This window comes from Legionella spiritensis, from assembly GCF_900186965.1.
In the GTDB taxonomy this organism is placed as follows: Bacteria; Pseudomonadota; Gammaproteobacteria; order Legionellales; family Legionellaceae; genus Legionella_C; species Legionella_C spiritensis.
On sequence record NZ_LT906457.1, the window covers coordinates 983246 to 998958 of the forward strand.

The window sequence follows — 15713 nt, forward strand, 5'->3', positions numbered from 1 at the left end:
CTGCAAAAAGGCGTAGGATTTGTCCCTTATTTGTAGCCTGCCATGAAGGCGAAGCCGAAATGCGGGATAACGTTCATAATTGGCAAATGAAACCCGCAATACGGCCGCAGGCCTCCTTACGGGCTACGTAAAAAACGGTGCCAGGATATTTTTGTTCACAGAGCCTATTCAGTGGAGGATTGCGGTTTTATTTTTTCGATCAGTGGCTCCAGTTCTTCCAGCTTGATGTGCAAGTCCCGTTGCGGGAATGCAATGGAAATATTGTGTTGGCGAAATACCTCATCAATAGCAAAATTCAACTCACTTTTAGCGCTCCATTTTTTATTGACGTCCTTAATCAAACACCAGAGTTGAAACATTAGCGCGTTATCACCAAAGGCATTGAAGATAACCATAGGTTTCTGACGGCCGGTTTTAACTACGTCTTCATGTTTGTTGGCTATGTCTAGAAGAAGTTCCTGTACCAGCTTGATGTCGCTGCCATAAGCAACGCCTACCTCGCAACCGACACGCCAGTAATTATCACTGAACATATAGTTTACAACGCGGTGGGTAATCAAGTCGGAATTGGGAATAATGATATCTTCATGGTAGGGTGTGAGAATTTGTGTCGATCGTACCCTGATTTTTTTTACGAAACCCTCAACTCCGTCGATGTTGATTCGATCACCTGGTCTGATGGGTTTTTCGATAAGCAGAATCAAGCCGGAAACAAAATTATTAACGATACTTTGCAACCCCAAGCCGATACCTACTGAAAGCGCACCGGCGATGATGGCGAGTCCCGTAAAATTGAAACCGGCTATAAGCAGGCCTGACAGGATTGCGAGGCCAAAACCGATGTAGTTCAGGATGGATGCAATGGCAACCTGTGTTTCCTCTTCGTCTTCAAATTGCTGGTGCCGGCTTATCGTGGTCGATATGGCACGGAAAGCCAGATAAAGAATACAGAAAATAACGACGCCGGAAATAATCCGGGTAGGGTAAATGGTAATATTGGCCAGATGAAAGCCGTACAATAATTTGTCGTAGGTGTTTTCAAGAAAATCGAGGGCGAATCCCCAGCTTATTCCAATCAGATAAATACTGACAAGTACGGTGATGAGCTGCAGAACTATTTTAAGAATATAAAATTCGATAAATATCTGATCTTTCCGATAACCAAACAATTTCATGATTTTTCGTTTGCTGTGCTGGTAGCTTAATGACACATAGAGTTTGTTGATACCATGCTTTATCAGGATCGTGACAAAAAGAATGGCGAACGTGATAAATCCGGAGAGGGTCAATTGCATGGCGAGGGCATGGTAACCCGTTATCCCGATAACGGCAAAAGTGAGAAGCAGTAGAAAAATAACGATTTGAATAACATAGTAATGTTTTTTAATAAAAGATAAATGATGATGAGTCCGACAAAAAGAACGGATAAAATAACCGCCCATACCAAGAATAAGCAGAAGATAGGCTGATTGGCATAATTGTGACACCGGCTTTTCGAGATGGAACAGTTCGGCAATTAAGGGTCCTGCTATGGCAATGAAATAAAAACCGAGTAAAACGACAAGAATTTTTTGGAAAAACGCGGTATCCAGTGCATACCAATAAAAAAACGCCCTGATGCTTTTTATTTTCGATAAAAAGATGATCAACATCCAGGCCATGAGGTAAAAGAAGGTTAGTTTCGTCAGAAGCAAAAGTGGATCCAACGAATCAGGATCATCCGTAAACAGCAGTAAATATCCAAGTAGTGCGCCGGTAATAAAGAAAAATCCCAGAAGAACAATATGGCTGAAGCGCAGTATTTTGAAATGCAGATACCGTCGCACAAACTGGCTTTTACGTAACCTGGCCAACAAAATAGTGGATCCGAGAAAAACAGCGCCTGTGCCAAGAATAACAAACAACAGGGATGGGGTTGGCTTAGGGAGATTCAGTGTTGGTGATTGGTACCAGGAATCGGGACTGGTACGATGTAATTGTTTTATCGTTTGCCATAACGGTGTGCCGCGGGTCAGGGTTTTTTCCTGTTTTAATTGATTGATAGCAGTTTTATAAGCATCAATCGCTTCCTTGGCGCGAATTGAAAACAAGCGGCATTGTGACTGGATGTCGGCCAGTTCCTTGTGCTGGTTATTTAAATAAACGAGATCCGCACCCTTGTTATTGCCTGCGGAACCAGCCTGTTTGATAAGGATATCAAGGCTGTTTAATTTTTTTTGCATCTCGTCAACGCATTGGTCAGCCTGGACGGACAACTCAGTCAAGGTGTCCACGGCGTTGCTCAGGTTAGTCAGGTTGAGATTTTGAATGGATAACTTCAGATTAATATGATCAAATTGTTCGTTTGCGTTTTTAATATCAAAAATCACAGGCGATGACGTTTCTCCCAATGCCTGAAAAGTACAGAGAAATAAAAGACAAATCACAATCATTATGCGCATGGTTATTCTGTTTATCGCAGTTATGTACATTATTTACTGTACTTGCTTGTGTTACTGAACTCAAGACCAGGCTTGTTGACATTTGGTTGCAACGCTGTAAAAGTAAATATCAACCTCATGGAACCCAGGGTCTATTATGACGGATCCAGGTAAACCTGTTCCGGCCTGCAATCGCAATGAATATCTTTTTGTAGCGGTGATCACCGTTATTATCGGCGTAACACTCGCTGCAGCGCTATCCGCATCCTGGATCTTTACTACGGATGATGCCTTTATCAGTTGGCGTTATGCCGATCAACTGATCCATGGGTATGGTTTACGCTGGAATAGTAGCGGTGAGCCTGTCGAAGGATACTCCAATTTCCTGTGGATGCTTCTGACGGCACTGGTCATGAAACTGGACTTGCCATTACTGATCACCATGAAATGGATTGCCGTTTCCAGTCTTATTGTGTCGTTGGTTGTGCTATATCGGTTGGCAAGAACGTTTCTTTCACCGTTGCTGGCGGTATTGCCGGTCTATTTATTGAGCCGGAACCAGGGGGTTGTCTGGTGGACAATCAGTGGCCTGGAAACCGGTTTTTACATGGCGTTTGTGTTGCTGTCGGCATGGACGACCATTTACGCGTTTGGCTATAGAAACCACGAGCATGCCAGGCGTGCGTTCTCACCAAAAATATGGTTTCTGGCCTGTGCTCTCTATTTTGTGACGGGATTGATTCGATTCGATGGCGCCGTATGGTCCGGTATTTTCGCCGTATTTATCGTTTGTAATCTCAGTCGGGAGAAAAACACGGTTCCGGTTTGGCCGATGGTATGGATTGCCGTTTTCGCTTTTGTAATGCCCTACATGGTTTATTTGGGCTGGCGGTGGTTTTATTTCGGTGCGTTGCTGCCAAACAGTTATGCGTGCAAGGCGTCCTTCGGATCATCCCTGTCGCAGGTAGTGGTCGAATATCTTCCTGTATTATTTCCCTGTATTGTTTTGGGACTTCCCTGCTTGTTAGGCAACAAGGATTGCCGCCACATTTTATTATGGCTACCCTCGTTGGTTTACTGCCTGATTCTTGCCCGGGCTAATCCGATTATTACCTACTATTATCGATTATTTTTGCCGGCGTTCAGTCTTTTAACGGTGTTACCTGTTTTGGGAATACAGGAATTTTTTTCCTATTTTGCCTTACGCCGTAAAACAATAGTGCTGTTTACCGTGATCAGCGTGTTTCTGGTTAATGAAACGTTGCTGCCCACGTACCAAACGCGGGAGTTAAAGCTGGCCAGCATAGCTTATCAGGAACGATTTACCATGCGGTTACAGGTTGCGAGCTATCTCAATCATCATGCAGGAATACACGACCGGGTATTGATTTCTGATGCGGGAACCATTCCGTTTTTTGCACGCCGGGATATTCAATTCATCGATGACTTCTGCCTGAATAATAAAGCAATGCTGCGTTCGGATATTCACCGTTCTGAAGCCCTTTATGCGATAGAAATTGAGGAGCATGTCAAGCCGCATTGGGTTATCAGTACGTTTTATCCGTTACTTAATCGCTGGAATGAAATCACCAATGTGCTGCGTAAAAGACATTTTTTTGATCATTGTGAACGGGTAGCGGAATTTGCTTCGCGCCAATACACTTACAACCGACAGGGTGAGCCGAAGCCCGGTCCGAATGATTTTGGTTATCAGCTATATCATTGTCCAGGGCGTGTTTTTAAAGTTTCACCAGGAGCGAAAGAGCAAGAAAAAACTGGAAAACACGACCATTTACCCGCAGAATCGTTGCATCAATAAAATTGATAAACGAATAGATGTCAAAAACTGCAACGTGTACGAATTTATTTTGGTTCGGGATCCTGACTTTGGGAGCCTGTCTGATTCGTTTTATCCTGGCTTCTCAGGATATTAGCGTTCTGGATCGGGTGTTTCTTCCAGATGATACGTTTTATACATTGAGTATTGCCCGTTCCATGGCCATGGGACTGGGACCGGGCATGGACGGGTTTCAAACAACCAACGGATTTCAGCCGTTGATTGCTTTTTTGCAGCTACCTGTCTTTTATTCGGGGTATAACGGGGATCAGGCCCTGATTTTTGCAATTTTTCTCAGTGCCTTTTTCGGTGGTCTTGCGGTTTTGCCTCTCGGTTTTTTATTGCTGGATCTGGCCAATAGAAAAACGGCGATCATCGGTTGTTGTCTTTGGGCCGTGTCGCCGTATCTCATTGTCAACGATTTGAATGCTCTGGAAACATCCCTGGCTGGTTTGTTGAGTCTTTTGATCCTCTTGCTCACCATACTGGCTGATCGTGAACAGAAACCCTGGCAATGGGTGGTCTTGGGATTATGTTGCGGGTTGGCGTTTCTGGCGCGTGTCGACACCTGTTTTTTGTTGGCCACGACAGGATTTTTTGTTTGGAAGCGTTGGGGATGGCGGCCGTTTATTATTATTACAGGAACGGCCTTGCTGATTGTCACACCCTGGTGGATTTATTGTTTCAGCCGTTTTGGCACGATTATTCCCGGAAGCGGGGAGGCGGTCAAATTTATTGTCGACCACAATCAGATGAGCTTGTTCAACATTATTGGCTATGGCTTGTATGCGCTCTCAGCCTGGTTGCCCTTTTTTGAATTCAGTTCACGGATAGTGATCCCGACGATAATTCTGGGTTCGTTATTATTCACTCAGTTGTTCCTTTATGGCTATCATCAAAGCAAACCTTATGGTGCCCTGTTTGTTATTCCTGGTTTACTTATTATTCTTTTTTATCTGTTTTATTTACCGGCATTTTGGTTTTTTAACCGGTATTTTTATTTTGTCTACATGAGTACTCTGATTTTTCTGGCTTTGTTTCTTGGTCAAAACAGAACGAAACCATACATGAAAATGGCTCAATGGTTCAGTGTCGGGCTTATTGTGGCCTATAGTCTGGGAACACTCACTTATTTCTATAAATTACCTGTTCTGGCTTTGGTGAATGGTTACCGCGCCGTGGCGCTGCAAATTAAAAACGAGCTTCATCAAGGTGATATTCTGGGAGCCATGCAGTCGGGCGCGCTTGGTTATTATCTTTTTCCGGATAACCGGGTTATTAACATCGACGGCGTTGTCAATAAAAACGCCCTGAACGCGATGAAAAGCGGTAATTTGAAAGATTATGTCAATCAGGCGCGGATGACCCATTACACCGACTGGACTATGAACATTAACCTGTTCAGGAAGTTTTATGGAGGACCCTTGTCGAGGCGCTGTTTTTATCCGGTGTATACCACCTCGCCAACGACCAACGGCGCGCCGTTTATTCTTTATCGTTATATTGCCGGATGCCAATAATCGCTCCCAAAATATCCGTGTCTCATTTTCGGCGCCATTCCTTTTTTCCATTCGCTACACTTGGTACAGGAACAGTAAAAACAAACGCATTGTATTTGAGGCAATCATGATAACGTCAGCCAATAAAAAAGAGTATTACCAGGCTTTGCTGGATAAAAACTCACAATACGAAGGTATTTTTTACGTAGGGGTCAAGACAACCGGTGTTTTTTGCCGACCCACCTGCCCGGCCAGAAAGCCGAAATACGAACATTGTGAATTTTTCGAGACTGCCCAACAGGCACTTCTCGCATCCTTCAGACCTTGTAAGCGATGCCGGCCTTTATCACATCCCAATCAGGTCTCCGAGTTGATCCGTAAAGTGGTTGAGGCTGTAGAAAGCGATCCGGAAAAGCGGTGGAAAAGCGGCGATCTGCGCGCATTATCCATCGATCCGGCAACCGCGCGCAGGCAATTTAAAAAACGATTTGGGATGACTTTTGTGGAATACGCGCGGGCAAGGCGTATCGGTCTGGCTGTGAAAAAAATACGAAGCGGGGAATCGGTGATTGAAAGCCAGGTGTCAGCCGGTTACGAATCCGGCAGTGGTTTCAGAGACGCGTTCAGTCGTATTATGGGGGCGGCACCTTCCAGACCTTGGCCTAAAAATATGCTGAAAGCAGCCTGGCTGGATACGCCTTTGGGCCCGATGATTGCCGTCGCCGATGACACGGCGCTTTATCTTCTGGAATTTGTGGACAGGAGGGGGCTGGAGCGAGAAGTCGAACGTTTGAGAGTACGAACCAAATCAGCCATCATTCCAGGTAGTACTACGGTTATTACGGCGATTGCAAGGGAATTACATGATTATTTTGACGGACGATTACATACCTTTAACACGCCGTTCTGTCTGCTTGGTTCCCCGTTTCAGAAAACCGTCTGGGAGGCGTTGAGACGTATTCCGTTTGGCACGACTTGCTCTTATGCTGAACTGGCGGAAAACATTGGAAAACCCTCGGCGTTTCGCGCGGTGGCTAACGCCAATGGCGCAAATCAATTGGCTATAATCATTCCTTGTCATCGCGTTATCAACCAATCCGGCGCGTTGGGTGGCTACGGCGGCGGTCTGGTGCGCAAAAGATGGCTCATTGAGCATGAATTCAGGGCGCATACAAACATGTTATAAATGCGTCCTGATCGTTTTGGCGGTCAGGCGTGGGTGGCCGGTTGTATTATCACGTCCTGCTTATAAACATGAAAAGGGTAGTAAAAGGTAAAGGGAATCAGTCTGATCAGATTATACAGGACCGGAATAAGGGTTACCGCATAGAATATGGCAACGACAGGCATCGGTAAACCGGGAAATAGCCCGCTTAATTTTTTAATAAGAAGAAGTGGTAAAAAGGTTGAAAAATAAACGAGTGCGATCACGCCGCTGACTTTCAGAGCCGTATTCCTGTTTTTGTTTATCAGCTTCAGGGCCTTTAGCCATAAAAGCCAGGGTGAACCGGATTGAGTGACCCCTAATATCATAATCAGGGCGGCCCAGACCGAATACATCAGAAGAATGGCCGCCACGATTAATTTGGCCGGAAAATGGGGGAGAAAAACAGTCAGCAGTGAGTTGATATTGATGGATATGGTAAGAATAATCAACACAATCAGGCGAGAGGGTACGGTTATCAGCGGTGCTTTGAAGGCGGGAAAACCGGAGTTTTCATCCACGGGATTATTGCCTAAATGATTGGCGGTGATGGCATAACAGCCGTACAAAAAATAAGAAGTGATATACAGCAGGCAGGGAGCCAGTAAAATCGAGAGAATGCTTATAAAAACATAATTGTGCAGTTCAATCCAGCCAAGGTTAGTCAGTTCCAGAGGAAAAATTATACCAAAAACGATGAAGAGGGCAAGCGGGGCGAGCAAAAGAAAGCTCATCGGCCACACCATACTTGTTTGGCAGGTACGATATTGTTTCCACGCCTGCAATACATCGTTTTTTAATAAGTGAATATGGTTGCTGATGTTCATAAAAGGGAATCTCTTTGCGGTATTTTTAATGGCAAATAATTATAATAACTATTTAAATTTTATGCAATTTACTCTGCATTTATAGGTGGAGTCCCGCAATACGGCCACAGGCCACCCCCTCCCGCTCTATCAAAAATGTTGTTCACGAAACCGGGAGAAACGTTTTTTTGATGAAGGCAGGGAGCTCCGCCATCGGCATCGTGATACTCTCCTGACCGGCGCGTTCCTTGTACTCAATGGCATCCTGTTCCAAATGACGTTCACTGATGACCAGGCGGTGAGGTATGCCCATCAAATCACTGTCGGCAAATAACACCCCCGGACGTTCATTACGATCATCAAGTAACACATCAATGCCCATGTCTGACAACTCCCGATATAATTTTTCCGCGCGGTCACGAACCGTTTGCGAACGGTGGCCATTGACGGGAATCAGAACCAGTTGGAAGGGAGCAATCGTCATGGGCCAGATAATGCCATGTTCATCATGGTGTTGTTCAATTGCGGCCGCTACGACGCGGCTTACGCCCAGACCATAGCAACCCATGATCATGGTTTGTAATTGTCCGTCTTCGTTCAATACGGCGGCTTTCATTGCCTGGGCGTATTTATCGCCCAATTGAAAAACATGACCCACCTCAATGCCGCGACAAGATCGTAAATGGCCTTTACCATCCGGACTGATGTCGCCTTCCTTGACATTGCGCAAATCACAGGCCTCCTGATATTGCGCGTCACGGCCCCAGCTGGCGTGCAGATAATGTTTGTCCGCCTGGTTGGCGCCACAGACGAAAGAGGCAAGCGCCAGGGCATGATGATCGGCAATAACCGGGATAGTCAGGTTGACCGGTCCCAATGAACCGACAGGCGCTTGTAACTGTTGCAAAATGGTGTCGTTATCGGCAAAGCTCAATGGCGATTTGATCAGTGGATGTTTGGCGGCCTTAATTTCGTTCAAGTCATCATCTCCACGCAGAATCAGGGCGATCAGAGGATGTTCATTTCCTTGTACAATAAGTGTTTTCACCATTTGACTGGTTGGTATGTCTAAAAAAACGGCCACGTCGTTCATGGTGTTTTTATCAGGGGTATCGACGAGGGTCAACGGTTTGTCGCCGCCGGTTTTCGCAGGTTCTGGAGGCAGGCTGGTGGCTTGCTCGATATTGGCAGCGTAATTGCTTTCATCGCTGTAAAAAATGAGGTCTTCGCCGGAGTCTGCGAGTACCTGAAACTCATGGGAAGCGGAGCCGCCTATAGCACCGGTATCGGCTTCCACAGCACGGTATCGAAGACCAAGACGGTCAAAGATGCGACAATAGGTGTTATACATCACCTGATACGTCTCTTGCAGCGACTCCTGGCTTAAGTGGAAAGAATAAGCGTCTTTCATAATAAATTCGCGGGCGCGCATGACACCGAAACGAGGCCGGATTTCATCACGAAATTTGGTTTGAATCTGATAAAAATTAACCGGAAGCTGTTTGTAAGAGCGTAGTTCGTTACGGATTAAATCCGTGATGACTTCCTCATGGGTTGGGCCAAAGCAATAGTCACGTCCGTTGCTGTCTGTCATGGTCAGGAGTTGTCCGCCAAAACTATCCCAGCGTCCGGTTTCCTGCCAGAGTTCAGCCGGTTGTACAGCCGGCATTAATACTTCCATGGCATGGCTTCGGTTCATCTCTTCTCTGATAATCTGTTCTATTTTACGCAACACTCTTAATCCCAGCGGCATCCAGGTATACAAACCGGACGCGAGCTTGCGGATCATGCCGGATCGCAACATCAGTTGATGAGAGACGATTTCCGCATCGTTTGGCGTTTCTCTGAGGGTGGCTACAAACCATTGCGATGTACGCATGGAAACTCCTGGTGACGTTTTACTTAAAAAGCTTCATTATACCCTGATTGGACAAACCGGGCATTAAAAAATTAGAAGGACTTTCATTATAATGTTTCGGAGAAAAAATCCATATAAATCGGATCAGTACGATGGAAAGAGGACAATAAATGAACACCATTGCATTAATGAGAACGTTTTGTAAAGTTGTTCAGCATCGTGGATTCCATGCTGCTGCCAAGTCTATCAATCTGTCGGCCGCGGCGGTTAGCAAGCAAATCAGCTTACTGGAGTCGGAGTTGGGCGTGACGCTGTTTGAAAGAACGACACGCAAGGTGACGCTAACAACCATCGGCGAGGCTTATTACCAGGAGGTACAACGCGTCTTGCTGGCCGTTGAGCGGGCTAATAATCTGGTCGCTTCATCCAGGGCGATTCCCGGTGGATTGATACGGGTGAAAAGTTCGCGTTATTTTGCCGAACATTTTATCTTGCCTCGTGTGGCGGCCTTTCAAAAGGCATACCCTGATATTCGTCTGGATCTTCAAATAGCGGAGCAGGTTCCTCATTTACTGGAAGAGGAACTCGACATTGTGTTTGGTATGTCCATGTCCGTGGCGTCCAATTCCATCCGGAAGAAAATAACATCCACACGGTATATTTTATGCGCTTCCCCGGCCTATCTTGCTGAGCATGGCCAGCCGGAGGAAATCAGCGACTTGACAAGATACGATTATATTACTCACAGTATGCGGCAACCGAATAACAGCTGGACGTTTGCCGGCGGTGAAACCATCGTTTTTGAACCCGCCCTGTATTTAAACGATGCAACTTCGATGGCTTATTGTGTGGAACAGGGCATGGGTATTGCTGCGTTACACCATTACCAGATTGCGGAAGCGCTGCGGGATGGACGGTTGGTTGAGATCCTGCCCGGCTTCCGGATGCCGGTTATTCCTGTTTTTCTCTATTATCATCCCGCCCGGTTTATCCAACCGAAAATCAAAGTCTGGATTGAATGGATGGGCAAGGATATTCCCGAAGAGATATAGCGGGTAAAACGGATGATTGCAGCAATTCCATTCCGGCCGCTATTCTTGTAATTGTCCGTGTTGCTCCGGTTTTTTATCCTTAACGGATGGGGATATCCCCGCTTCCATCAGCAATTGTCTGGTCTTTTCAACAATGACATCATTGGTGTTTTGACACAATTGCGCCAACTCTCCGGAAAAATCATGAAAATGAACCATGCCGGTTTCAACGTTGTAAATAGAACCGACCATGGAAATGTTGTCCTGTTCAATCATGGTTTTGAGAATGTCGCTATTCTTGTAGACTTGATGCAAGGTGTTGGCCACATTCAGTGAGGTGACGTGATCCAGAAACGCCGTGTTGCTGCTGTTACGATTGGTTTGAGTTTCGGTTTCAGCATTCAGGGCGGGGCTGATTTTCGCCAGCAGTTGGGTGATATGTCCTTTTTCCACACCATCACAGGCGGACTGGATAGCGCCACAGCGGGTGTGCCCTAAAACGACGATCAATTTGGCGCCTGCCACGTGACAGGCGTATTCCATACTGGCTAACACATCATCATTGATAACGTTACCGGCAATCCTTATACAAAATAAATCCCCGAAACTCATATCAAAAATAGTTTCTACCGGCACTCGCGAGTCAATGCACCCGAGAACGACCGCGATGGGATGCTGGCCCTGCGAGGTGTGCGGAACATCGATTTTTGACGAGCGGTGGATACGGGTATCCTGTAAAAAGCGTAAATTACCTTCCCGCAGGATATTCAAGACTTCATAGGGGGCTAAATTACTCTGCACATCATACGTGGTGACATGAATAAAATCGATGTAGTTATGAATTTCATATTTTTCCTGGAACCCGACCAGATTCAAGCTGATCTGCTTGAGAGGAGCCTGCTCGTTTTTATATTCCTGGATAAGCTCGATGATTTCCTTGTCAATATAATTACTTTGGGTGGCGTCGATGATTAACTGCGATTTTGGCGGAATGGAATCCAGTTCCGCAACCAGAGACGCTTTATTCAAAAAGCTGATTTGTTGCGGTAATATCAAACGGCTGATGACGCCCTTGGGATAAAACTCCTTGACAATATCGAGACGCGCCTTGCTGTTGGATTTAAGAATATAAAACAGGCTGATGCTTAAGCCAATCAGTATGCCGGCCAGCAAGTTGAAAATAACGATACTAATGACTGTGGCGATAAAGGGAATGAAACGATCGCTCCCTTGCCTGTAGATATTGGAATAAATCGAGGGTTTCGTCAATTTATAACCGGTATAGATCAATATAACAGCCAGAGAGGCGATGGGAATGGTATTGAGCCACTGGGGAATTAACAGCACGGCAAAAAGAAGAAAGAAGCCGTGCAGTATGGCAGAGAATTTTGTCCTGGCTCCAGCCTGAATGTTGACGGACGTGCGAACAATAACGGAGGTGATGGGTATGGCACCTATTAATCCGGCAATAATATTACCTGTCCCCTGGGCCACCAATTCCTGATCCTTGGAACAGTAACGCCGCTTTTTATCCAGTTTTTCACTGGCTTTCACGTTGAGCAGGCTTTCCAGAGAAGCAACGATAGCTATAATCAGGGCGTATAAATAGACAAGGGGATTTGTCCATGCCGACCATTTGGGAAAAGTCAATTGATCGGTCAAATCGCCCACGCCGTTGGTATGGGGGATATTAACCAGTTGCGGCGTATTTTGCACGAAGGACGAATTCGTCATCTGGAAAAGTTCATTAAGGATGATTCCGGCAATGACAACAAGTATGGGAGCCGGAATACTCTCCAGCCATCGTAATTTTACCGTGTCGCAGAAAATAAGAATGGCGAAGGAAATCAGGGAAATAATAATGGCGCCGCTGTTAATATGATAGGAGAAATCATACAGGGGATTGAGATTCAAACTTTCGGTCGTTTCCAGCAAATGAGCTTCGAGTTCGGTTAATTCGGAAGAGAAGGTAAAGGCCAGAGGTAACTGTTTGATGATGAGCAATATCCCGATGGCGCATAACAACCCCTGTACGACATTGGAAGGAACGTAATCCGCCACCATTCCCGCTCGTAATACTCCAACAATAACCTGAAGGGCGCCGGCCAGCATCAGGGCAAGAAGAAAGGTATTGAAATCACCAAGCTGTGTTATGGCGGTGAGGACAACGGCGGCCATACCTGCGGCGGGGCCGCTGACGCTGACCTGGGATCCGCTGAGCGTGCCGACCACGATTCCTCCGATCATGCCACTGATAAGGCCGGAAATTAATGATGTTCCCGAAGCCAGGGCGATACCAAGACATAATGGAATGGCAACCAGAAAAACAACGATGGCCGCGATGACATCGAATTTCAAATGCCGGCGTTTATAAACATTTAATTTGCGCAAGCCCGAGTTTATTGCTGTCGTCATAATTGTTTTTAACGGTTTTGAATGGAATTTGATCTTAGCCTAAACAGACCTCTTTGTTAACCTTAATAAAGAATGAAAATCATTCTGTTTTGAGATTATTATTTTTCATATTATTTTGCTCGGCACAGGAGAATTTTTCATGGTAAAAATGGCAAGATTGGCAACTAGTACTGTTTCCATTTAATTTTGACAGGTTAATTGTCATTCCCGCGAAGGCGGGAAACCATTCCTGATGTGGCTCAGTGCTTGATTCAGTATGGATCCCCGCCTTCGCGGGGATGACAAAAAGACAAACATTCTGTGCAAGCTAACCTGTCAAAACTAAACAGAATGAGGACACGCCCTAGCAGCCAGGTCATGAAATGATGATTGCATCGATACAGGATTATTCTTCAAGTTCGGCAAATTCTTCATGGTGAAATAACGTTGCTTTTTTATCCTCGGGATTTGCAGCCTGCAGATCGTTTTCCAGGGTTTTAAAATGCCATAAACTCTGATCCATTAACTGGCTTGGTTTGATGCTTTGCAAGGCATGAAGGATGTTACTCGGCACTTTGGGGTTTTCTTCCGCTAACTGGTCGATGAGTTTGCCAACCCGTTTACGCATCAGGTTTTCCTGCGAACCGCATAAATTACAGGGAATAATCGGAAAATTCTCTTCATTGGCAAACGATATGATGTCGCGCTCCTGAACATAGCACAGCGGGCGAACAACCATGTGTTTTTTGTTATCGCTCAACAATTTTGGAGGCATGGAGCGGATATCGCCATTGTACAGAATGGACATCAGAAGCGTACGGATTAAATCGTCACGGTGGTGGCCTAAAGCGATTTTATTAAAACCGTGTTCTTCGGCATAACGATAGATGATGCCGCGGCGTAGTCGTGAGCACAGGGAACAATAGGTTTTCCCCTCTGGTATTTTTTCCTTGACAATCGAATAGGTGTCGCGGGTCAGTATTTCATGAGGAATGTTGCGTTCTTCCAGCCAGGAGCGAAGTTTGCTGTCATCCCAACCTGGTTGGGCCTGATCCAGCGTAAAGGCAAAGAGTTCGAATTTATTGCCGGAGCGTTTCCGCAAGGTGTTTAATATGGTCAGCAGGGAGAAGGAGTCTTTACCTCCTGATAAACAAACCATAACCCGATCGCCGCGCTGAATCATATTAAAATCCGCGATGGCTTTGCCGGTGTAGTGCAATAATTTTTTTTCTGTTGCTGAAGGGGTGGAGGACATAATAACAACCTGATTCTAAAAATTTATTATTTCACGGCGTTGGCCGAGGACTGGGGCGGGAAGCTGTTGACTCTGGTAGTATCCAGCCAGGAATTGACCTGTTCCAGATCATTGACATTCAAGGTGCCGGCGAGATATTTCAGTCTGAGAAACGCGTTAATCAGGGCGTACTGATCCCTGGCCAACAGTTCCTGCGCTTCAAATAGCCGCTGTTGCGCATTGACTACGTCGACCATGGTACGTGTTCCCACCTGAAACTGGGCTTCGGTGCTTTCCAGGGAGTTTTTCTGGGAAACGATAGTTTGTCTGTCCGCCTTCACCTTGCTGATGCCATCAACAATGGTGTTGAACGCAATATGGCTGTTGACGACAACGTCGCGATAGGTTTGTTCCAGTTGCTCGCTCGATGTTTGAAAGTCGTACTGAGCCTGCCTTGTTTCAGACTGAACCAGGCCGCCCTGGAATACAGGAAACGTAACGGACAGGGCAATACCGGAGGTTGTTTGTCGTGACGGTACGAAAAACGATGAACTTTGGGAATTATTATGAGTTTGTGCGGTATTGCTTTGAATGGTCGCGAAAGGCCAGGCGCTGGATGATTTGGCTCGAATATTTTCTCGTGCAGCCTGAAGCGAGTATTTCGCTGAAAACAGTTTGTAATTTTGCCTGATGCCGGTATTAACCCATTCGTCAACATTATCCGGTTCCGGTTTGATCAACGGTATCCGGCTGGCATGCAGGGGTGAGAGGTATTCGTAAACATGATTGGTCAGTTTACGCAGATTTTCATTTTGATTGATTTGGTTATTTCTGGCGGCAATGACTTCTGCAACGGATTGATCGTAGGCGGCTTTTGCTTCGTATACGGAGGTGATGGCATCCAGGCCGACTTTGAAACGTTGTTCGGCTTGATCAAGCTGCCGCTTGTTCGCCCGTTTCTTGGCCTCGGCAAAGTTCAGGGTGTCCTTGGCGAAAAGCACGTCAAAATAAGCCTGTGCGGTTCGCAGGATCAAATCCTGGGCAGCGTCATTAAACGTCGCCTGGGCGGATTTGACCGATGCCTTCGCTTGTTGCACCAGTGACCAGTATTCGTAATTAAAAACGGTCTGGCTGGCTGTAACCAGCCATTGCGTACTGTTGTAGGTAGCCTGTACATGCGTGCCAGCCGCGTTGACATCCTGAATATTGCGGGCAATCTCGCCTCCAAGGGTGAGCTGCGGATAAAGCGCGGCCCTCGCCTGGGGTATCGCTTCACTGCTGGACATATAGGTACTATAAGCCTGCTTGAATGTGGGATCATTTTCCAACGCCTGCCGGTAGATATCCATCAGGTCGATTGCGTAGGTTGTTGCCGGTAATCCGCTTATTAATACGAAACACAAAAGCAGTTTTTTAATCATGCAAAATAG

At 46.1% G+C, this 15713-nt stretch carries 10 protein-coding genes; 4 read left to right on the top strand and 6 right to left on the bottom strand.

Annotation, left to right across the window (positions count from 1 at the left end; all coding sequences use genetic code 11):
* Positions 1 to 164: 164 nt before the first annotated feature.
* A complete protein-coding gene (locus CKW05_RS04565) occupies positions 165 to 2441 on the bottom strand; it encodes a mechanosensitive ion channel family protein (RefSeq protein ID WP_058484554.1) in 2277 nt (758 codons plus the stop codon).
* 136 nt (positions 2442 to 2577) lie between these two features.
* On the opposite strand from CKW05_RS04565, the gene CKW05_RS04570 reads away from it, so the two are divergent.
* The 3 genes from CKW05_RS04570 to CKW05_RS04580 all read left to right on the top strand — a co-directional run bounded on the left by CKW05_RS04570 (position 2578) and on the right by CKW05_RS04580 (position 6942).
* A complete protein-coding gene (locus CKW05_RS04570; protein WP_058484553.1) occupies positions 2578 to 4239 on the top strand; it encodes a hypothetical protein in 1662 nt (553 codons plus the stop codon).
* A 17-nt stretch (positions 4240 to 4256) separates the two neighbouring features.
* Entirely contained in the window at positions 4257 to 5777 is a 1521-nt protein-coding gene (locus tag CKW05_RS04575; protein WP_058484552.1) for a glycosyltransferase family 39 protein, read from the top strand.
* Positions 5778 to 5883: 106 nt separating this feature from the next.
* On the top strand, positions 5884 to 6942 hold the full coding sequence (locus CKW05_RS04580; protein WP_058484551.1) for a bifunctional transcriptional activator/DNA repair enzyme AdaA: 1059 nt from the start codon (positions 5884 to 5886) through the stop codon (positions 6940 to 6942).
* A 23-nt stretch (positions 6943 to 6965) separates the two neighbouring features.
* On the opposite strand, the gene CKW05_RS04585 is transcribed toward CKW05_RS04580, so the two are convergent.
* Positions 6966 to 7787: a hypothetical protein gene (locus CKW05_RS04585; protein WP_058484550.1), complete on the bottom strand. Its 822-nt coding sequence runs from the start codon at positions 7785 to 7787 to the stop codon at positions 6966 to 6968.
* Positions 7788 to 7929: 142 nt separating this feature from the next.
* Positions 7930 to 9645, bottom strand: a complete 1716-nt coding sequence (locus tag CKW05_RS04590) for a proline--tRNA ligase (RefSeq protein WP_058484549.1) — start codon at positions 9643 to 9645, stop codon at positions 7930 to 7932.
* A gap of 149 nt (positions 9646 to 9794) precedes the next feature.
* On the opposite strand from CKW05_RS04590, the gene CKW05_RS04595 reads away from it, so the two are divergent.
* Entirely contained in the window at positions 9795 to 10676 is an 882-nt protein-coding gene (locus CKW05_RS04595) for a LysR family transcriptional regulator (protein ID WP_058484548.1), read from the top strand.
* A 39-nt stretch (positions 10677 to 10715) separates the two neighbouring features.
* Here the strand turns inward: CKW05_RS04595 and CKW05_RS04600 are convergent, their stop codons facing one another.
* The 3 genes from CKW05_RS04600 to CKW05_RS04610 form a co-directional block, all read right to left on the bottom strand.
* A complete protein-coding gene (locus CKW05_RS04600; RefSeq protein WP_058484547.1) occupies positions 10716 to 13070 on the bottom strand; it encodes a bifunctional SulP family inorganic anion transporter/carbonic anhydrase in 2355 nt (784 codons plus the stop codon).
* A 385-nt stretch (positions 13071 to 13455) separates the two neighbouring features.
* A complete protein-coding gene (gene ttcA, locus CKW05_RS04605; RefSeq protein ID WP_058484546.1) occupies positions 13456 to 14304 on the bottom strand; it encodes a tRNA 2-thiocytidine(32) synthetase TtcA in 849 nt (282 codons plus the stop codon).
* A 26-nt stretch (positions 14305 to 14330) separates the two neighbouring features.
* Positions 14331 to 15701, bottom strand: a complete 1371-nt coding sequence (locus tag CKW05_RS04610; RefSeq protein WP_058484614.1) for a TolC family outer membrane protein — start codon at positions 15699 to 15701, stop codon at positions 14331 to 14333.
* Positions 15702 to 15713 lie beyond the last annotated feature (12 nt).